Genomic DNA, 17,055 nt, shown 5'->3' on the forward strand with positions numbered 1-17,055 from the left:
CCGGGATCGCCCTCCGTCAGCGCGTTGCGCCCACGGGGGCAGTCTTCGTTTTGGCCTCGCCTTGGGAAAGCCACCGCCCGGCATTATCTGTCAGGCATACGTCAACGGTCGCAAAGGAGCATGGCCCATGTTTGAAAATCTATCCGAACGCCTCTCCGGGGTCTTTGACCGGCTGACGAAACAGGGTGCGCTGTCCGAGGATGATGTGAAAACCGCGCTGCGCGAGGTACGCGTGGCCCTTCTTGAGGCGGACGTATCGCTGCCCGTGGCCCGCGATTTCGTGAAGGCGGTGCAGGAACAGGCCACAGGCCAAGCGGTCACCAAGTCGATCACCCCCGGCCAACAGGTCGTCAAGATCGTCCATGACGCGCTGATCGACACCCTCAAGGGCGAAGGCGAACCCGGTGCACTGAAAATCGACAGCCCGCCCGCCCCGATCCTGATGGTCGGCCTGCAAGGGGGCGGCAAGACAACCACCACCGCGAAACTGGCCAAACGGCTGACCGAACGGGATGGCAAGCGCGTGCTGATGGCCTCGCTCGACGTGAACCGCCCCGCAGCCATGGAACAACTCGCCATTCTGGGTCATCAGATCGGCGTCGACACCCTGCCTATCGTCAAGGGCGAGGACCCCGTCGCCATCGCCAAGCGGGCCAAGACTCAGGCCAGCATGGGCGGCTACGACGTCTACATGCTCGACACCGCCGGTCGCCTCTCCATCGACGAAGAGCTGATGGCGCAGGTCGAGGCCGTGCGCGATGTTGCCAACCCGCGCGAGACGATCCTCGTGGTTGACGGGCTGACAGGGCAGGACGCGGTGAACACCGCTCAGAACTTTGACGACCGGATCGGGATTTCGGGCGTCGTGCTGACCCGAATGGACGGGGACGGGCGCGGCGGTGCGGCCCTGTCTATGCGTGCGGTGACCGGCAAGCCGATCAAGTTCGTGGGTTTGGGCGAAAAGATGGACGCCCTCGAAACCTTCGAGCCTGAGCGGATCGCAGGCCGAATCCTCGGCATGGGCGACATCGTGGCCCTCGTCGAAAAGGCGCAGGACACGATCGAGGCCGAACAGGCCGAGCGTATGATGAAGCGCATGGCCAAGGGTCAGTTCAACATGAACGACCTGCGCATGCAGCTGGAACAGATGCTCAAGATGGGCGGCATGGAAGGGATGATGGGCATGATGCCCGGCATGGGCAAGATGGCCAAACAGGTGCAGGATGCCGGCTTTGATGACAAGATCCTCAAGCAGCAGATCGCGATGATCGGCTCGATGACCAAGAAAGAACGCGCCAATCCGCAAATCCTGCAAGCCAGCCGCAAGAAGCGGATCGCGCGCGGCTCTGGGATGGAGGTCAGCGATCTCAACAAACTGCTCAAGATGCACCGGCAGATGTCGGACATGATGAAAAAGCTCGGCAAGGGCAAAGGCGGGATGATGAAAAAGGCACTCGCGGGCATGATGGGCGGCAAGGGCGGGATGCCCGACATGGGCGGTATGGACCAGAAACAGCTCGAAGCAGCGGCCAAGCAACTGGGCGGCAAGATGCCCGGCGGTATGCCCGGTCTGGGCGGCGGCATGGGTCTGCCCTCCGGCCTGTCGGGGTTCGGCAAGAAAAAATGATCACCGCACTGATCACATATGTGATCGACCCCACCAGGGTCGAGGCGTTCGAGGTCTATGCGAAGGCGTGGATTCACCTCGTGAACCGGATGGGGGGCACCCATCACGGCTATTTCCTGCCGCATGAGGGGGCGAATAACAAAGCATGGGCGATGTTCTCCTTCCCCTCGCTGGCAGCCTACGAGACCTATAGGCACGCCATGGCCGAAGACGCCGAGTGCCAGCGCACCTATGACCACGCCGTAAAAACCAAGTGCATTCTCAGCTATGAGCGCACCTTTACCCGGCCCGTCCTGAACGGCGCGTCGGTCGAGGATCTTGGCCTGTGATCCCGACGCTCATCACCGACAGACTGACGCTGCGCGCGCCACAACGGCGCGACTTTGACGGCTATGCCGCGATGCTGGCCGATCCGCGGACAGGCTACATGGGCGGACCATTCAGCCGCGCGCAGGCCTGGGCCGAGTTCAATCAGATTGTCGCCGCCTGGCATCTCGACGGGTTTGGCGGCTGGATCATTGTGGATGCACACGACACCCTGCTCGGTGAAATCTTCATCACACAAAACCAGCACTTCCCCGAACCCGAAATGGGGTGGACCCTGACGCCCGATGCAGAAGGGTACGGCTACGCACAAGAGGCCGGACGGGCCGTGCTCCATTGGTACTGGTCCAACACGGCGGCAACCACACTGGTCAGCTATGTGACACCCACCAACACACGGTCCGCCAAACTGGCCCAAAAACTTGGCGCACAAGTCGACGATCACGCCCAACGCCCCACAGGCGAAACCGCACAGGAAACAACGGTCTACCGGCACATGCGAGGTGCCGCATGATCGCTTCATCTTGCCAAATAAACTCCCCCCGGAGGGCCGATCCGCCACAAGGGACAACGCCATGACCCTGTCGCGCATCCCAACACTGGAAACCAGGCGGCTGTCACTGCGCGGCCCACAGCCCGAGGATTACCCGGACTTCAAGGCGACCTTTGCCTCTTACCGATCGCGGTTCATGGGCGGGCCGCTCAATGCGTATGAGGCATGGATGCTTTATGCAGCCGAGATCGGGCACTGGGATATCCGGGGCTTTGGGATGTGGATGATCCACGACCGGGATACGGACGAAACCTACGGCATGGCGGGGGGCTGGCAACCTGCCAAATGGCCCGAGCGCGAAATCGCCTGGATCATCTGGCCAGACAAGGCGGGCAAGGGCTACGCGCTTGAGGCGACGCATGCGGTGCGTAAGCACTACTATGCGAACGGATGGGACACCGCCGTCAGCTATATCGACCCCAAAAACCTCGACAGCATCCGGCTGGCCGAACGGCTTGGGGCCACGAAGGACGCGCAGGCCGCAACCATCGACGGCTCGGACGCTGTCTACCGCCACCCAAGCCCTGCGGCCCTCGCAGACAGCCAGCTGGCGCACGGGATCGAAATGGAAATCGGGCACTACGCCAATCCAATGTTCAAACCGAAAGGATGGGCCCTTGACTGACGCAACCACCCGCGCCGCCGAGGTGCTCAGGGAACACCGCAAAAGCATCGACCGGCTCGATGCGGTCCTCGTCTACACCCTAGGCGAGCGGTTCAAACACACGCAGGCCGTGGGGAAACTCAAGGCTGCACACGACCTTCCACCGTCCGATCCGACCCGTGAACGGGACCAGATCGCGCGGCTCGAAGCTATGGCGACCGAGGCCGATCTCGACCCCGAATTTGCCAAGAAGTTCCTGAACTTCATCATCGCTGAAGTCATTCAGCACCACAAAAGTCACCAATCGTAAGGCGGGGGTGTCCCCCGCCAAGCTCAAGCAATCAAAAGGAATTACAACATGTCTATGAAAATTCGTCTGGCCCGTGGTGGGTCCAAGAAACGCCCCTTCTATCGCATCGTCGCCGCCGACAGCCGCATGCCCCGCGATGGGCGCTACATCGAGAAACTTGGCACCTACAACCCTCTGCTGCCCAAAGACAGCGAAGAGCGCGTGAAGATGAACATGGAGCGTGTGCAATACTGGCTCGGCGAGGGCGCACAGCCCACAGACCGGATCGCGCGCATGCTCGAAGCCGCTGACGTGCTGCCCAAGAAAGAGCGCGCCAACCTGAAAAAAGGCGCACCCGGCAAAAAGGCACAGGAACGCGCGGAAGAAAAAGCCGCCAAGGCAGCCGCAGCCGCCGAAGCCGCAGCCGCCCCTGCCGAAGAAACCACAGAGTAAGCAGGACACGCGCGGTGGATGCCTTTTCCCAAGACTTCCGCCGCGACCTTGCCGATCTTATGGCATGGCGGCGCGATGTGCGCCGCTTTCGCATCGATCCCGTGGACGAGGCAGTGCTGATGCGCTGCCTCGACACGTTTCAACTGGCCCCATCGGTGGGTCTGTCCGAACCCTGGCGCGTGATCCGGGTACAAAGCACACAGGCCCGCGCCGCCGCGCTTGACAATTATCGCACCGCGAATGCCGATGCGCTCGCCGGCTATGACGGCGATCAGACCGCCAAATACAGTCAACTCAAACTCTCGGGCATGGAACAGGCCCCCGAACATGTCGTGGTATTTTGTGATGACGCTACCCCCAAAGGGCATGGGCTAGGCGCGGGCACCATGCCCGAAATGCGGCGCTATTCAGTGGTGGGGGCAATTACGCTGATGTGGCTCACCGCGCGGGCCGAAGGGTTGGGCATGGGCTGGGTGTCGATCCTTGATCCCGACCGGCTGACCCGCGATCTTGGTGTGCCGGGCACATGGTCGCTGGTTGCCTATCTCTGCATCGGCTGGCCTGAAACCACATCGCAAACACCCGAGCTTGAGACCAAAGGCTGGGAAGACCGTCGCGGCTCGGTTCCGATTGAGATCCGCTAACCGGCCGAGATTTTCAGCCCAGCCACCCCGGCCACGATGGCCAGCGCCGACAACATCTTGAGAGGGGTCAGCGCCTCGCCCAGAAACACGTATCCCAACGCCACGGTGCCAAGTGTGCCCACCGCCGTCCAGATCGGATAGGCCACACTGACGGGCAAGTCGCGCAAGGCCAGCGTCAGAAAGCCAATCCCCGCGATCACCGCAACAGCCGTGATCAGGCTGGCGCGCAGGTTGGTGAACCCTTCGGAATATTTCATCGACATTGCGAAGGTGACTTCGAACACAGCTGCGAGCCCCAGATAAAACCATGCCATCGCCGACCTTCTCCTACAATTGGAACCAAGTGGTTCAGAATTAAAGCGGACACGGCGAAGAGACAAGCCCCCAATGTGCCGGGGGCCAGAATCGCCCCTGCCCCCGGCCTTGGATCAAGTCAGCGTCTTGATGAACGTGACTTTGTCTTCGTCCGGGCCGAAGAACCCCGGGATCGTTGCGACATGTGTGCATCCCCGCGCCGCATAGAACCGGCGGGCGCGGGTCTGATCATCGGTCTGGGTCGTGTCGATAACCAGCAACCGAGCCTCATTCAGTGCAGCCTCGACGGCAGCCAGCAACGCGGTGCCCGCCCCCGATCCGTGCAAGGCGGGGTCCGTGGCGATGGCGCGCAGGTTCCACGTGCCTTGGGTCATCGGCTCTGATTGTGCAAAGGCGAACCCGACGGGCGTGGCATCCTTGCACACCACTCGCCAGATATCCTCGCCTTCCCCCTTGAGTGCGGGGGCCATCATGTCACCCAACATCTCACCGGGAAACAGCGTCGCATCAGCGATCGCTGCAAGGGCAGGAATGTCGGAGGTGCGTGCATCACGCGTTTCGTATAGGTCTGGCATTGGCCATCCTCTTGATAAGTTACGTCATTTCAGAAATGTTGCGGCCATTCGGCCAGCCTGTCGCTCGGGCACACAAACAGCGCCGCTCAAGCAGCCATCTGTCATCCTCAACGCCATCTGGTCTTAGATGGCTGGGCAGGTGCCCAACGTCACAAACATGAATACTCCGATGCCACACCCCATGGTGCAGCGCACGTTCAGGGTCGCGCAACAGCGCCGACGTTGCAACCCTGCTCTGGACAAGCCCCCCGTTGGTGGCCCAAATGCACAGGCTCGTCTCCGCCATATCAAAGGGCGCTCATGTTCGGTCTGTTTCGCACTGCAATCCTTGTTCTGATCGCCTTTTTGGCGGGATTGATGTTCGAACGCAGCGGAGTGGCAGATGCCTGCGACGGGATGGGCGGGATCATGCGCGAAGGAATGTGCTGGGATGAGTGAAGGGCGGATTTGTGTCGGGGCCATCAGTGGTGCCTACGGGGTGCAAGGCGAAGTGCGGATCAAATCCTTCTGCGCCCAACCTGACGATATCGAAACCTACAGCCCTCTCACCACCGAAGACGGCACACGCAGCTTCGCGCTGGCCCTGATCCGCCCCATGAAAAACGGCTTTGTCGCGCGGATCGCAGATGTGGCGACCAAGGAACAGGCCGACGCGCTCAAGGGTGTGCAACTGTTTGCGGCCCGCGATCAACTGCCCCACCTTCCGGATGATGAGTACTATTATACCGACCTTGTCGGGATCGAGGTGTTTGACACAGGCGGTACGTCCCTTGGGCATGTGAAATCCGTGCAGAACCACGGGGCCGCTGATCTGCTCGAAATTCACCGGGCTGATGCAACGGCCACCGTATTGCTGCCCTTTACCCAAGCCGCCGTGCCCACCGTCGACCTGGGCAGCCGCCGCATCATCGCTGACCCGCCCGAGGGCTTGTTCTAACGCCCCTCCCAAGACAGGACAGCACGCGCCCATGACCACGCCCGACCCAAAGCACAAATCCCACGGACGCAAATCCATTCGCCCGACGCTCAAGCCCGCGTCGTTGATGGACGAAACGCCCGATCTGGTCGGCATCTGGCAGGCGCGGGTCATAACCTTGTTTCCCGACACCTTCCCCGGTGTGCTTGGGGCCTCATTGACGGGCAAGGCGCTGCAAGAGGGCAAGTGGCAGCTCCACACCCATAACCTGCGCGCGCATGGGATCGGCAAACACCGCAACGTCGACGACACACCCGCAGGGGGCGGCGCGGGCATGGTGCTGCGCGCCGATGTGGTGGGTGCAGCGTTGGCCGAGGCGCAGGCCCACGCCCGCGGACGCTGGCCGATCCTCTATATGTCGCCGCGGGGCCGCCCCTTTGATCAGGTGATGGCCCGCGATCTGGCCCGCTGTGATGGGGTGACGATGCTGTGCGGACGGTTCGAGGGCGTGGACGAACGGGTGCTGGAGCAATTTGAGGTCACCGAAGTCTCCATCGGCGATTTCGTGATGACTGGCGGCGAGATCGCAGCCCAGGCAATGCTGGATGCCACCGTGCGCCTGCTGCCCGGTGTGCTTGGCAATGCAGAAAGCGCGGTTGAGGAAAGTCACTCAAACGGGTTGCTCGAACACCCGCAATACACCCGGCCCGCCACATGGGAAGGGCGGGACATTCCCGAGGTGCTGATATCTGGCAATCACGGCAAGATCAAAGCCTGGCGGCAAGAGCAATCCGAAGACCTGACGCGCACCCGCCGCCCAGACCTGTGGGCCAAACGCCCCACAAAATGATCCGCAGGCCCCGTCCATAGTTCCGCCCCATTTGGCTTGTATCCCGGTGCCACCAAATCAAAGGTGACTTATGACAACGGACACAACAGATACCCCTCAACCTACCCGTCCCCGCATGGGCATTGCAGGATTTGTGCTGGGTGGGTTGGCGTTGCTTGTCGTTGTGATCAGCTTTGTCGGCGGGCCATTCGCACCCCAGAATACGGTTGGCGTGACCTTGGGCGACATCGCAGCCGAGGCGGGCAAGGCAACCTTGCGCAATTGGCTGGGGATGGAACAACCCGGCCCCGAACCGGTCCCGTGGACGATTGATCGCACATTGTGGCTGATCGGCGTAGTGCTGGGCGTCATTGCGACACTGTGTGGCGCAGCCGCGCTGTTGCTGCGTGAACGGCGCGACATCGCGCTTTGGGCGCTTGGGCTCGGGATCAGTGCGGTGGCGCTGCAATTCGTCGCTTCGGCCTTGATGCTGATCGTCGGGGCGATGATCCTCTGCGCATTGATCTACAGCTTTGGTGACTTTCTGAGCTTCGGCTAAAGTCCGCTTGATCGACACGCCGATCTCTCCTATACCCCGCCCATTCCGACTCGCGGTTTTGCCCGGTTCGGACCTGTTGTGCTGTGATGCCTTCTTCGGCATGATCAGACGGTGCGACAGGAACAGCAAGGAAATGACGACCCCACCTCCTGCGGGCGCAGATTGCGGACCCGATGAAGGCACGAGAGCTCTGGGGCGCGCACACAAACCTTCGTGGGCCAAACCACGAGCATAATAGGAGAGATCGTCAATGGACGTGATCGCACAAATCGAGGCGGAGCAAATTGCCGCCCTCGGGGCTGATATCCCCGATTTCAAAGCCGGTGACACCATCCGCGTCGGCTTCAAAGTGACCGAGGGCACCCGCACCCGGGTCCAGAACTACGAAGGCGTCTGCATCGCACGCAACAACGGCCACGGCATCGCCGGCTCGTTCACCGTGCGCAAGATTTCCTTTGGTGAAGGCGTGGAACGTGTGTTCCCGCTCTATTCGACAAACATCGACAGCATCACCGTGGTCCGCCGCGGTCGCGTGCGTCGCGCCAAGCTTTATTACCTGCGCTCGCGTCGCGGCAAATCCGCCCGGATCGCAGAAGTTACAAACTACAAACCCAAGTCCGAAGGAGCCAAGGCATGAAGGCCGATACGCATCCCGAGTACCACACCATCAACGTCAAAATGACCGACGGCACGATCGTGGAAATGAAATCGACATGGGGCAAGGAAGGCGACCAGCTGTCGCTCGACATCGACCCCTCCGTGCACCCTGCATGGACCGGCGGCACATCGCGCCTGATGGACACCGGTGGCCGCGTATCCAAGTTCAAGAACAAATACGCAGGTCTTGGGTTCTAAAACCCAACACTCGATCAGATCGAAGGCCGCTCTTCACCAGAGCGGCCTTTTTTGTTTGGTGCATTACGGATGGCGCGTGCCGCCCCGAAACGTCGCACCAGCCCCCACTTCCTTTCGCCAAAAATACCTCGGGGAAGCCGAAGGCTGGGGCAGAGCCCCCAAAACATCGCGTGTGCCGCAGGCACGCCTTTGGATCAGCGGGGCAAGGCGGCGGCGGCGCGGGCCAGTGCCTCAATGGCCGTCCAGTCCCCCGCAACCACTTTGTCCTTGGGCGCAACCCAGCTGCCGCCTGCACAGACCACATTGGGCAGGCTCAGATAGCTTTGCGCATTTGACGGGCTGACACCGCCTGTCGGGCAAAACGAAATCTGGGGCAGTGGCGCGCCGATAGCCTTGAGCGCAGGTGCACCGCCCGACGCTTCGGCGGGAAAAAACTTGAGCATGTCATAGCCCCGCTCATAAAGCGCCATCGCCTCGGACGCGGTTGCGGCCCCAGGTAGCAGCGGCAGGCCCTCGGCCTCGCAGGCTGCAATCAACGCATCCGTCGCACCAGGCGACACACCAAACTGCGCGCCTGCCTCCTTGGCGGCACGCACATCTTCGGGGGTCACGAGCGTGCCTGCCCCGACAACCCCGCCTTCAACGTCGGCCATGGCCGCGATCACCTCAAGTGCTGCGGGTGTGCGCAATGTGACCTCAAGCGCGGGCAAGCCGCCCGCCACCAGTGCCTCGGCCAAGGGGCGGGCATGGGCCACGTCCTCGACCACCAAAACAGGCACGATAGGGGCAAGGGCACAGATTTCCCTGGCGCGGACAGCCGCGGCTTTGGCAGTGATCATTCTCAAAACTCTCCAAATACGGTTGCACCAGTATTGGCAGACCCAATCGTGTTGCGGAAGGCCGCGAACAAATCACGCCCCGTCCCCCAGTGATGGTCCGACAGATCGGCGGTGACATGGGCGCGCTGCAAAACGCCCTCGGTCAAGATGTCCAGCACACCCGCTTCGGCGTCGATACGGATGATGTCGCCATCCTGCACCTGCGCAATCGGCCCGCCATCCAGCGCCTCGGGGCAGACATGGATGGCCGAAGGCACCTTGCCCGAGGCCCCGGACATCCGGCCATCGGTCACCAGCGCCACCTTTTGTCCGCGACCCTGCAAAATCCCCAACAGCGGTGTGAGGCTGTGCAGTTCCGGCATCCCGTTCGCCTTCGGGCCCTGAAAACGGATCACGATGATCACATCATCGGTGAACTCTCCGGCCTTGAACGCCGCCTTCACCTCGTCCTGATCATGGAACACGCGGGCGGGTGCTTCGACGATCCGGTGCTCGGGTGCCACGGCCGAGATCTTCATCACTCCGGTGCCCAGCTTGCCCACCAGACGCGCAAGGCCACCCGTTTCCTGGAATGGGTCGGTCGTGGGGCGCAGGATGCCGGGGTTCAGCGTCTCGCCCGTCCCCGGCGTCCACATGAGGCCCGCATCCGTCAGTTTGGGTTCATGGGTGTAGCTTTCCAGCCCCTCGCCCGACACGGTGCGTGTATCATCATGCAACAAACCTGCATTCAGCAACTGCCCGATCATAAAGCCGAGACCACCCGCCGCATGGAATTGGTTCACATCCGCCAGACCATTTGGATAGACCCGCGCGAGCAAAGGTGTGATTTCCGACAGATCGCTGAAATCTTCCCAATCAAGCACAATCCCCCCGGCCCGCGCCATCGCAATCAGGTGGATCAGCAGGTTGGTGGATCCGCCCGTCGCATTCAGCCCGATGATCCCGTTCACATAGGCCTTTTCATCCAGCACATCGCAAACGGGGGTGTAGTGATTGCCAAGGGCCGACAGCGACAGCGCCCGCTTGGCCCCCTCAACGGTGAGCGCATCGCGCAAATCGGTGTTGGGGTTCACGAAAGATGAGCCGGGCAAATGCAGCCCCATGAACTCCATCAACATCTGGTTGGTGTTGGCCGTGCCATAAAAGGTGCAGGTTCCGGGACCATGATAGGCGGCCATCTCGGCCTTGAGCAGCTCTTCGCGGGTGGCTTCACCCGCGGCGAACCGCTGGCGGACCTTGGCCTTTTCGTCATTGGGCAAGCCACTGGTCATCGGCCCTGCGGGCAGAAACACGGACGGGATATGCCCAAAGGATTGCGCCGCTATGATCAGACCCGGCACGATCTTGTCACAGACCCCGAGGTACACGGTCGCATCAAAGGTGTTGTGGCTGAGCGCCACACCGGCAGCCAATGCAATCACATCGCGTGAAAACAGGCTCAGTTCCATGCCCGCTTCGCCTTGGGTCACTCCGTCACACATGGCCGGAACGCCGCCTGCGACCTGCGCCGTGCCTCCATCGGCGCGGATCGCATCCCGGATCAGGGTCGGATACCGCTCGAATGGCTGGTGGGCGGACAGCATATCATTATAGGCCGTCACGATCCCAAGGTTGCCCGTATTCGCCCCCGCAAGCCGCGCCTGATCCTCACCTGCGGCGGCAAAGGCATGGGCCTGCCCGCTGCACGACAGGTGCGCGCGCGCAGGTCCGTCAGATTTGGCCTTGGCCATACGATCCAGATAACGCCGCCGCGTTGGGGCGCTCCGTTTGATGATCCGTTCGGTGACTCGGACAACAGTTGGATTGAGGGGCATAATGCTCTCCCTTGGCCTGAAAACAGTTTCGCGCGCAGTGTAGCACAGCTTTTTGTTAGCGGTAACATCAAACAGTGCGAAATTCACCTGCGCCCACTGCGCCACGGTGCCACAGGAAAAGCGCGCAGGCCGCTTTCCAAGCTCCTGACCACAACATATAGTGGCCTAAAATCCGCATAGCGGACACGGGCAAGCTCCGGGGGAACGGGCATGGCGCATATCATCGTCGTCGGCAACGAAAAGGGCGGCGCAGGCAAATCGACAGTGTCCATGCATGTGGGCACGGCGCTGTCGCGCATGGGCCACAAAGTCAGTGCACTGGATCTGGATTTGCGCCAGCGCACCTTTGGCCGCTATGTGGAAAACCGCGCGTCATTCATCAAGGCATCCGACCTCGACCTGCCCTCACCTGATGTGCACGACCTGCCCGAAATCGATGCCTCTGCCCTGAAACCGGGTGAGAACATCTATGATCATCGCCTGTCGGCGGCCGTGGCCACCCTTGAGCCGGACAGCGATTTCATCCTGATCGACTGCCCCGGCTCGCATACACGCCTCAGCCAGGTTGCCCATTCGCTGGCCGACACCCTGATCACACCGCTTAATGACAGTTTCATCGACTTTGACCTGCTGGCGCGGATCGACTCGACCGGTGATAAAATCCTTGGGCCGTCAGTCTATTCCGAAATGGTGTGGAATGCGCGGCAGTTGCGGGCCCAGGCGGGCCTCAAACCCATCGACTGGATCGTGGTGCGCAACCGGATGGGCGCGCAACGCATGGTCAACAAGGAAAAGATGGAAAAGGCGATCAAGATGCTGTCCAAGCGTATCGGTTTTCGCATCGCGCCCGGCTTTTCCGAGCGGGTGATTTTCCGCGAGCTGTTTCCACGCGGGCTGACCCTGCTGGACCTCAAGGACATCGGGGTTAAGCAGTTGAACATCTCGAACGTGGCGGCGCGTCAGGAATTGCGCGAGTTGCTGAAATCGCTGCACCTGCCAGGTGTCGAGGTCGACGTTTAGTACCTAGGCCCCACCCGCCTCGAACCAATCCAGCATCCGCCCGGCCCACCCCTTTGGCGCGCCATGTCCGCCCTTGTGCAGCATCAACTGGATTTCGCCTGCCGCGCAGTCAGTCCAGTGCCGCAGCCACAGATCATTCTCGAAGCTGCTGCGCTCGGGTTGGCGCGCATTACATCCGTTCGTGGCACGCAGGACCTTGAGCGAGGCCCACACATCGCCCTGCACAACCGCGCCTCCGCCAAAGGAACGCCCCTCAAGCGGGACGGTCCGGTCGTTCCAGCCATGGGTGTGAAACAGGCGCACGGGGGCAGCGCAGGTATCGGGCAGATCATCCCAAAACGCGCCTGCAAGCGGGGCATAGGCGGTGGCGAATTCGGGGTCAGTGCAGGCCATGTCCCAGACCATTGACCCACCGCGCGAGAACCCGGCCAGCAACACAGGCAAGCCTTCAGTACCCGTCTTGGCGGTAACCTCCGCCGTCACTTCGCGCAGGAAATCGGCATCATTGCGCGGATGCGACGTGCCCTTGGCGCGCACGGACCAGTCCCGCTCCCACCGATTGCCGGGATGAAAGCCGTTGGGGGCGATAAACACATACCCACGCGCGACCGCACCGCGCCCCAGACCAGAGTTCAACAGGCCACGCCCACGCCCTCCGCCGCCATGCAAGTGGATCACGATCCCTTTGGGGGCAACTGTCGGCTCCGCCATGTGATAGGTGCCCATCGCCGTCTCACAGGGGGTTTCGGCATCACCGCACGACTCTGATTGCGCAAGGGCGGTCATGGTGGTGCAAGCCAGAACCGTCGAGAAAGCCGCCAAGATTAACCGCATCACACCATCCTTTGTTTGCGCAGGTGCACCCTGCGGGCGACACGGCTACAGGCGCAAATCACAATCTCCGGATCATGCGATCAACCGCGCACTTTGGCCAAGGTGCGCAGCACAGATCGCAGCCGCACCACATCTTCGCCGTCCAAGCCCTCGACAAGCGCTTCGTTATAATCACGCGCCACACTTCTGAGGTCGACATAGACCTTCTGGCCCGCCGGGGTCAGTTCTAGATGTTCGACCCGGCGATCCGTCTCATCCCGCTCGCGCACCAGATACCGCCGTTCGGCCAAACGCTGCACCGCACGGCTGATCTTGGTCTTGTGCATCTGGGCGCGCACGCCGATGTCCCTGGCCGTCATCCGGCCGTAAATTCCGAGATGGAACAGCACCCGCCACTCGTTGCGCAGCATCCCGTAGCGGTCCTTGTAGACACGTTGGAATTCAAGGCTCGACGCCTCTGCCGCCTGATTCAAGAGGTAAGGCAGGAAATCCTGCACATCAAAGTCGGGATCGTCATGCATTGTCATCATCACCGGTTGTTAGTTACAAAAACGACTATTACATCCGCGACCAGTTTTGCGAGGGAGTATGCGATGAACACCCAATCCACGCCACATGGTATGATCCAGGCCCCATCCGGTGCGGGAATCACGGCGGGCTTTATGCCCGGTTTCGGCAATGACTTTGAAACCGAAGCGCTGCCGGGTGCGCTGCCGCACGGCATGAACTCCCCCCAAAAGTGCAACTACGGACTTTATGGCGAACAACTCAGCGGCACCGCCTTCACCGATGTGCGCCCCGAGCGGACATGGTGTTATCGTATCCGCCCCTCGGTCAAACACTCCGGGCGGTACGCGCGGATTGATCTGCCACAGTGGAAAAGCGCGCCGCACATGGTCGGGGATGCAACCAGCCTTGGTCAATATCGGTGGGATCCACTGCCACACACGGACGCAGGCCTCACATGGCTGACGGGGATGCACACCATGACCACGGCGGGGGACGTGAACACTCAAGTGGGCATGGCGAGCCATATCTACCTGATCACCCAGTCAATGCAGGATGCCTATTTCTACTCCGCCGACAGCGAAATGCTTGTGGTCCCCCAAGAGGGTCGACTGCGGTTCTGCACCGAACTTGGAATCATCGACGTGGCCCCACAGGAAATCGCGATCCTGCCCCGCGGCCTCGTTTACCGGGTCGAAGTGCTTGAAGGGCCCTGCCGCGGATTCGTGTGCGAGAACTACGGCGCAAAATTCGAATTGCCCGGACGCGGCCCCATCGGCGCCAACTGCATGGCCAACCCCCGCGACTTCAAGGCACCCGTTGCCACCTTTGAGGATCGCGAGACGCCCTCGTCCCTCACGATCAAGTGGTGCGGGCAGTTTCACGAAACGCAGATCGGGCACTCCCCGCTAGATGTGGTGGCATGGCATGGCAATTACGCACCGATGAAATACGACCTCAGCACCTATTGCCCCGTGGGTGCTGTGTTATTTGATCATCCCGATCCCTCGATCTTTACCGTGCTGACCGCGCCGTCAGGCCAGCCGGGGGTCGCAAATATCGACTTTGTCCTGTTCCGCGAACGTTGGATGGTGGCCGAGGACACGTTCCGCCCACCCTGGTATCACAAGAACATCATGTCCGAACTGATGGGCAATATTTACGGCCAATACGACGCCAAGCCCAAAGGCTTCATTCCGGGTGGCATGTCGCTGCACAACATGATGCTGCCACATGGGCCGGACAAGAATGCGTTTGAAGGGGCAACCAACGCCGAGCTTGCCCCCCACAAGCTGGACAACACGATGTCCTTCATGTTCGAGACCCGCTTTCCACAGCATTTGACGCGGTTCGCCGCGACCGAGGCCCCCTTGCAGGACGACTACATTGACTGCTGGTCCGATATCGAAAAGAAATTCGACGGCACACCGGGCAAGAAATGAACCCTTACAGAAAGATCACGACCCCATGACGCTTTTGAAAAGCTGGGTGGCCAGTGCCAACAGCGCCGACACGGATTTTCCGCTCAACAACCTGCCCTATGGCGTGTTTTCGACCCCCATGCACGAGGCGCGATGCGGGGTTGCCATCGGGGATATGATCCTGGATATGGCCGCGACCGAAGCCCAAGGGCTTGTCGCCCTCACGGATGATCCGCTGTTTGGGGCCCCCTACTGGAACGATCTGATGGAGCAGGGCCCCGCCGTCTGGGCCGCGCTGCGCAGTCGTCTGATGGCTTTGCTCGCAGAGGGATCAGGGGCGCGCAATCAGATCGAACCGCTGCTGGTGCCCATGACCGAAGCGACATTGCACATGCCCTTTGTTGTCTCCGAATACACCGACTTTTATGCTGGTCGTCACCATGCCACGAATGTCGGCACCATGTTCCGCGGCCCCGAAAACGCACTGCCGCCCAATTGGCTGCACATGCCTACCGGGTACAATGGGCGCGCATCGTCGGTGGTGGTATCGGGTGCGGATATACGCCGCCCCTGGGGGCAGCTGAAGTCACCTGATCACGACGCGCCTGCCTTTTTACCCTCCCGCCGCTTCGATATGGAACTCGAGATGGGGGCCATCGTGGGCACCTCCTCGGAGAGGCCGCTGTCGGTTGATGATGCGGATGCGGCGATCTTTGGCTACGTCCTGCTGAACGACTGGTCGGCGCGCGATATTCAGGAATGGGAGTATCAGCCCCTTGGTCCGTTTCAGGCCAAGGCCACGGCCACATCCATCAGCCCCTGGATCGTTACCAGGGCAGCACTTGAACCGTTCCGCGTCGCCACCCCACCCCGCGAAGTGGCGTTGCTTGCGCATCTGAAGGATACGGGGCCGATGCTCTATGACGTCGACCTTACCGTGACGCTCGCGCCACAAGGGCAGCCTGCCAGCACGATCACGCAGACCAACTACCGCGAAATGTACTATTCTGCAGCGCAGCAACTCGCGCATCACACCACATCTGGGTGCCCGATGAATGCGGGCGACCTGTTGGGGTCTGGCACCATTTCGGGGCCAACCAAGCCCGAACGGGGCAGCTTGCTGGAACTCAGTTGGGGTGGGAAGGAACCATTGACGCTGGGCACAGGCGAGACGCGCACCTTCCTTGAGGACGGCGATACGTTGACGTTATCAGGACATGCGAAGGGCGAGGGCTACCGGATTGGTTTCGGCATCTGCGCAGGCACTATCCTGCCTGCGCTGGACGATCCCTTCACGACATAGCCAAGCGCTTCTCCGTTCCAAAAAACCGGGGCTTGGCCCGCAGTCCAACATCGGCCAAACTCCATTCCATGACCAACAAATACGGCCCCACCCGCAACGATCTCAAATTCCGGCTTGGCTTTTCGCTGATCGGGCTGGTGCTGGTGGGAGCTGCGCTTGCCGTTCGCGGCCTGCCCACGGGCCCCGGTGGATGGGAGGCCATCGGCCTTGGCACCGCCTTTTTTGGTGGTACGTTGATCTGGACCCTGCGCAAGCTGATCCGGCGCGATCACAGCTAGGGGGAGGCGACCCATACCTCGACCTCGACCACAAATTCGGGACGGGTAAAGCCCGAAACAATCATCAACGTCGAGGTGGGCAGCACATCCCGCGCCGCCAGAAACACGTCCCGCGCGGTCATATAGCCGGCCATATGCGCGCGGTCCGTCACAAAGGCGCTGATGTGAAACACATTCTCCGCACCCATCCCGGCCTCGTCCAGAATGGCCGCGATATTGTCAAAACAAATGCGCGCCTGCGCCTCGGCCCCGTCAGCGACGGTGCCATCGCGCAACCCCAACTGGCCCGATATGCGCACGGTACGCACACCCGGCGGCACCTCGACCCCGTGGGAATAGCGGGCAAAAAGGCGGGGCGATACGGGTCGGGTTCAGGGATTTCATGGCAATACCCTTGCGCAGTCCTGCGAAATTTGAAAGCCTGTCTGGACCATCTCTGGCACAGATACGCATCTTTAGGGCCGCTGATATCCACTTCCAACCGAGGACGGAGGAA

At 61.4% G+C, this 17,055-nt stretch carries 24 protein-coding genes; 17 read left to right on the plus strand and 7 right to left on the minus strand.

What is annotated here, in order from left to right:
- The first annotated feature begins 127 nt into the window (after positions 1–127).
- From ffh to bluB, 7 genes are all read left to right on the plus strand, one after another.
- Positions 128–1,627 carry a signal recognition particle protein gene (gene ffh / locus Q0859_RS00910; RefSeq protein ID WP_299146965.1) on the plus strand — a complete coding sequence of 500 codons (1,500 nt, stop codon included), beginning with the start codon at positions 128–130 and terminating at the stop codon, positions 1,625–1,627.
- Positions 1,624–1,956, plus strand: coding sequence for an NIPSNAP family protein (locus Q0859_RS00915; protein ID WP_299146966.1), 333 nt, complete (start codon positions 1,624–1,626; stop codon positions 1,954–1,956). Before ffh ends, Q0859_RS00915 begins: the two co-directional genes overlap by 4 nt.
- Complete coding sequence (locus Q0859_RS00920; RefSeq protein ID WP_299146967.1) at positions 1,953–2,465, plus strand: GNAT family N-acetyltransferase; 513 nt, start codon at positions 1,953–1,955, stop codon at positions 2,463–2,465. Before Q0859_RS00915 ends, Q0859_RS00920 begins: the two co-directional genes overlap by 4 nt.
- Before the next feature lie 61 nt (positions 2,466–2,526).
- Positions 2,527–3,129 (plus strand): GNAT family N-acetyltransferase, encoded by a 603-nt coding sequence (locus Q0859_RS00925; protein ID WP_299146968.1) that lies wholly within the window; start codon positions 2,527–2,529, stop codon positions 3,127–3,129.
- Positions 3,122–3,418 carry a chorismate mutase gene (locus Q0859_RS00930; protein WP_299146969.1) on the plus strand — a complete coding sequence of 99 codons (297 nt, stop codon included), beginning with the start codon at positions 3,122–3,124 and terminating at the stop codon, positions 3,416–3,418. Before Q0859_RS00925 ends, Q0859_RS00930 begins: the two co-directional genes overlap by 8 nt.
- Before the next feature lie 48 nt (positions 3,419–3,466).
- The gene (rpsP, locus tag Q0859_RS00935) at positions 3,467–3,850 is read left to right on the plus strand and encodes a 30S ribosomal protein S16 (RefSeq protein ID WP_299146970.1); all 384 of its coding nucleotides are present in this window, start codon (positions 3,467–3,469) and stop codon (positions 3,848–3,850) included.
- 14 nt (positions 3,851–3,864) lie between these two features.
- A complete protein-coding gene (gene bluB / locus Q0859_RS00940) occupies positions 3,865–4,494 on the plus strand; it encodes a 5,6-dimethylbenzimidazole synthase (protein ID WP_299146971.1) in 630 nt (209 codons plus the stop codon).
- Here the strand turns inward: bluB and Q0859_RS00945 are convergent.
- Together Q0859_RS00945 and Q0859_RS00950 are read right to left on the minus strand one after the other, a co-directional pair.
- Positions 4,491–4,808, minus strand: a complete 318-nt coding sequence (locus Q0859_RS00945) for a multidrug efflux SMR transporter (RefSeq protein ID WP_299146972.1) — start codon at positions 4,806–4,808, stop codon at positions 4,491–4,493. The two genes, bluB and Q0859_RS00945, sit on opposite strands and share 4 nt — an antisense overlap.
- 114 nt (positions 4,809–4,922) lie before the next feature.
- The gene (locus tag Q0859_RS00950; protein WP_299146973.1) at positions 4,923–5,384 is read right to left on the minus strand and encodes a GNAT family N-acetyltransferase; all 462 of its coding nucleotides are present in this window, start codon (positions 5,382–5,384) and stop codon (positions 4,923–4,925) included.
- 300 nt (positions 5,385–5,684) lie between these two features.
- On the opposite strand from Q0859_RS00950, the gene Q0859_RS00955 reads away from it, so the two are divergent.
- From Q0859_RS00955 to rpmE, 6 genes are all read left to right on the plus strand, one after another.
- Positions 5,685–5,822, plus strand: coding sequence for a hypothetical protein (locus Q0859_RS00955; protein WP_299146974.1), 138 nt, complete (start codon positions 5,685–5,687; stop codon positions 5,820–5,822).
- Positions 5,815–6,321, plus strand: coding sequence for a ribosome maturation factor RimM (rimM, locus tag Q0859_RS00960; RefSeq protein ID WP_299146975.1), 507 nt, complete (start codon positions 5,815–5,817; stop codon positions 6,319–6,321). The genes Q0859_RS00955 and rimM overlap by 8 nt, the downstream gene beginning before the upstream one ends.
- A 31-nt stretch (positions 6,322–6,352) precedes the next feature.
- Positions 6,353–7,150 carry a tRNA (guanosine(37)-N1)-methyltransferase TrmD gene (trmD, locus tag Q0859_RS00965; RefSeq protein ID WP_299146976.1) on the plus strand — a complete coding sequence of 266 codons (798 nt, stop codon included), beginning with the start codon at positions 6,353–6,355 and terminating at the stop codon, positions 7,148–7,150.
- A 70-nt stretch (positions 7,151–7,220) separates the two neighbouring features.
- Positions 7,221–7,688, plus strand: a complete 468-nt coding sequence (locus Q0859_RS00970; protein ID WP_299146977.1) for a hypothetical protein — start codon at positions 7,221–7,223, stop codon at positions 7,686–7,688.
- Positions 7,689–7,938: 250 nt separating this feature from the next.
- Positions 7,939–8,325 carry a 50S ribosomal protein L19 gene (rplS, locus tag Q0859_RS00975; RefSeq protein WP_299146978.1) on the plus strand — a complete coding sequence of 129 codons (387 nt, stop codon included), beginning with the start codon at positions 7,939–7,941 and terminating at the stop codon, positions 8,323–8,325.
- A complete protein-coding gene (rpmE, locus tag Q0859_RS00980; protein WP_298974744.1) occupies positions 8,322–8,543 on the plus strand; it encodes a 50S ribosomal protein L31 in 222 nt (73 codons plus the stop codon). The genes rplS and rpmE overlap by 4 nt, the downstream gene beginning before the upstream one ends.
- A 194-nt stretch (positions 8,544–8,737) precedes the next feature.
- Here the strand turns inward: rpmE and eda are convergent, their stop codons facing one another.
- Both eda and edd read right to left on the minus strand, forming a co-directional pair.
- Positions 8,738–9,382, minus strand: a complete 645-nt coding sequence (eda, locus tag Q0859_RS00985) for a bifunctional 4-hydroxy-2-oxoglutarate aldolase/2-dehydro-3-deoxy-phosphogluconate aldolase (RefSeq protein ID WP_299146979.1) — start codon at positions 9,380–9,382, stop codon at positions 8,738–8,740.
- Between the two features lie 2 nt (positions 9,383–9,384).
- Entirely contained in the window at positions 9,385–11,196 is a 1,812-nt protein-coding gene (gene edd, locus Q0859_RS00990) for a phosphogluconate dehydratase (protein ID WP_299146980.1), read from the minus strand.
- A gap of 210 nt (positions 11,197–11,406) precedes the next feature.
- On the opposite strand from edd, the gene Q0859_RS00995 reads away from it, so the two are divergent.
- Positions 11,407–12,216, plus strand: coding sequence for a division plane positioning ATPase MipZ (locus Q0859_RS00995; RefSeq protein WP_299146981.1), 810 nt, complete (start codon positions 11,407–11,409; stop codon positions 12,214–12,216).
- Between the two features lie 3 nt (positions 12,217–12,219).
- Here Q0859_RS00995 and Q0859_RS01000 read toward each other — a convergent pair whose 3' ends face one another.
- On the minus strand, positions 12,220–13,050 hold the full coding sequence (locus Q0859_RS01000; RefSeq protein WP_299146982.1) for a polyhydroxybutyrate depolymerase: 831 nt from the start codon (positions 13,048–13,050) through the stop codon (positions 12,220–12,222).
- An 80-nt stretch (positions 13,051–13,130) separates the two neighbouring features.
- Positions 13,131–13,571, minus strand: coding sequence for a MarR family winged helix-turn-helix transcriptional regulator (locus Q0859_RS01005; protein ID WP_299147505.1), 441 nt, complete (start codon positions 13,569–13,571; stop codon positions 13,131–13,133).
- Between the two features lie 72 nt (positions 13,572–13,643).
- On the opposite strand from Q0859_RS01005, the gene hmgA reads away from it, so the two are divergent.
- From hmgA to Q0859_RS01020, 3 genes are all read left to right on the plus strand, one after another.
- Positions 13,644–14,999: a homogentisate 1,2-dioxygenase gene (gene hmgA, locus Q0859_RS01010; protein WP_299146983.1), complete on the plus strand. Its 1,356-nt coding sequence runs from the start codon at positions 13,644–13,646 to the stop codon at positions 14,997–14,999.
- Between the two features lie 25 nt (positions 15,000–15,024).
- Entirely contained in the window at positions 15,025–16,281 is a 1,257-nt protein-coding gene (fahA, locus tag Q0859_RS01015) for a fumarylacetoacetase (RefSeq protein ID WP_299146984.1), read from the plus strand.
- A 68-nt stretch (positions 16,282–16,349) separates the two neighbouring features.
- Positions 16,350–16,559: a hypothetical protein gene (locus Q0859_RS01020; RefSeq protein ID WP_299146985.1), complete on the plus strand. Its 210-nt coding sequence runs from the start codon at positions 16,350–16,352 to the stop codon at positions 16,557–16,559.
- Here Q0859_RS01020 and Q0859_RS01025 read toward each other — a convergent pair.
- Positions 16,556–16,867 (minus strand): RidA family protein, encoded by a 312-nt coding sequence (locus tag Q0859_RS01025; RefSeq protein WP_366523160.1) that lies wholly within the window; start codon positions 16,865–16,867, stop codon positions 16,556–16,558. The two genes, Q0859_RS01020 and Q0859_RS01025, sit on opposite strands and share 4 nt — an antisense overlap.
- Between the last annotated feature and the right edge of the window lie 188 nt (positions 16,868–17,055).

This window comes from uncultured Tateyamaria sp. (assembly GCF_947497045.1).
In the GTDB taxonomy this organism is placed as follows: domain Bacteria; phylum Pseudomonadota; class Alphaproteobacteria; order Rhodobacterales; family Rhodobacteraceae; genus Tateyamaria.

What these genes read in the sequence shown, in the direction of transcription:
- ffh (WP_299146965.1), top strand. Translation starts at nt 128, where the DNA reads ATGTTTGAAAATCTATCCGAACGCCTCTCCGGGGTCTTTGACCGGCTG.
- Q0859_RS00915 (WP_299146966.1), top strand. Translation starts at nt 1,624, where the DNA reads ATGATCACCGCACTGATCACATATGTGATCGACCCCACCAGGGTCGAG.
- Q0859_RS00925 (WP_299146968.1), top strand. Translation starts at nt 2,527, where the DNA reads ATGACCCTGTCGCGCATCCCAACACTGGAAACCAGGCGGCTGTCACTG.
- rpsP (WP_299146970.1), top strand. Translation starts at nt 3,467, where the DNA reads ATGTCTATGAAAATTCGTCTGGCCCGTGGTGGGTCCAAGAAACGCCCC.
- Q0859_RS00945 (WP_299146972.1), bottom strand. Translation starts at nt 4,808, where the DNA reads ATGGCATGGTTTTATCTGGGGCTCGCAGCTGTGTTCGAAGTCACCTTC.
- Q0859_RS00950 (WP_299146973.1), bottom strand. Translation starts at nt 5,384, where the DNA reads ATGCCAGACCTATACGAAACGCGTGATGCACGCACCTCCGACATTCCT.
- Q0859_RS00955 (WP_299146974.1), top strand. Translation starts at nt 5,685, where the DNA reads ATGTTCGGTCTGTTTCGCACTGCAATCCTTGTTCTGATCGCCTTTTTG.
- rimM (WP_299146975.1), top strand. Translation starts at nt 5,815, where the DNA reads ATGAGTGAAGGGCGGATTTGTGTCGGGGCCATCAGTGGTGCCTACGGG.
- trmD (WP_299146976.1), top strand. Translation starts at nt 6,353, where the DNA reads ATGACCACGCCCGACCCAAAGCACAAATCCCACGGACGCAAATCCATT.
- Q0859_RS00970 (WP_299146977.1), top strand. Translation starts at nt 7,221, where the DNA reads ATGACAACGGACACAACAGATACCCCTCAACCTACCCGTCCCCGCATG.
- rplS (WP_299146978.1), top strand. Translation starts at nt 7,939, where the DNA reads ATGGACGTGATCGCACAAATCGAGGCGGAGCAAATTGCCGCCCTCGGG.
- rpmE (WP_298974744.1), top strand. Translation starts at nt 8,322, where the DNA reads ATGAAGGCCGATACGCATCCCGAGTACCACACCATCAACGTCAAAATG.
- eda (WP_299146979.1), bottom strand. Translation starts at nt 9,382, where the DNA reads ATGATCACTGCCAAAGCCGCGGCTGTCCGCGCCAGGGAAATCTGTGCC.
- edd (WP_299146980.1), bottom strand. Translation starts at nt 11,196, where the DNA reads ATGCCCCTCAATCCAACTGTTGTCCGAGTCACCGAACGGATCATCAAA.
- Q0859_RS00995 (WP_299146981.1), top strand. Translation starts at nt 11,407, where the DNA reads ATGGCGCATATCATCGTCGTCGGCAACGAAAAGGGCGGCGCAGGCAAA.
- Q0859_RS01000 (WP_299146982.1), bottom strand. Translation starts at nt 13,050, where the DNA reads ATGCGGTTAATCTTGGCGGCTTTCTCGACGGTTCTGGCTTGCACCACC.
- Q0859_RS01005 (WP_299147505.1), bottom strand. Translation starts at nt 13,571, where the DNA reads ATGCATGACGATCCCGACTTTGATGTGCAGGATTTCCTGCCTTACCTC.
- hmgA (WP_299146983.1), top strand. Translation starts at nt 13,644, where the DNA reads ATGAACACCCAATCCACGCCACATGGTATGATCCAGGCCCCATCCGGT.
- fahA (WP_299146984.1), top strand. Translation starts at nt 15,025, where the DNA reads ATGACGCTTTTGAAAAGCTGGGTGGCCAGTGCCAACAGCGCCGACACG.
- Q0859_RS01020 (WP_299146985.1), top strand. Translation starts at nt 16,350, where the DNA reads ATGACCAACAAATACGGCCCCACCCGCAACGATCTCAAATTCCGGCTT.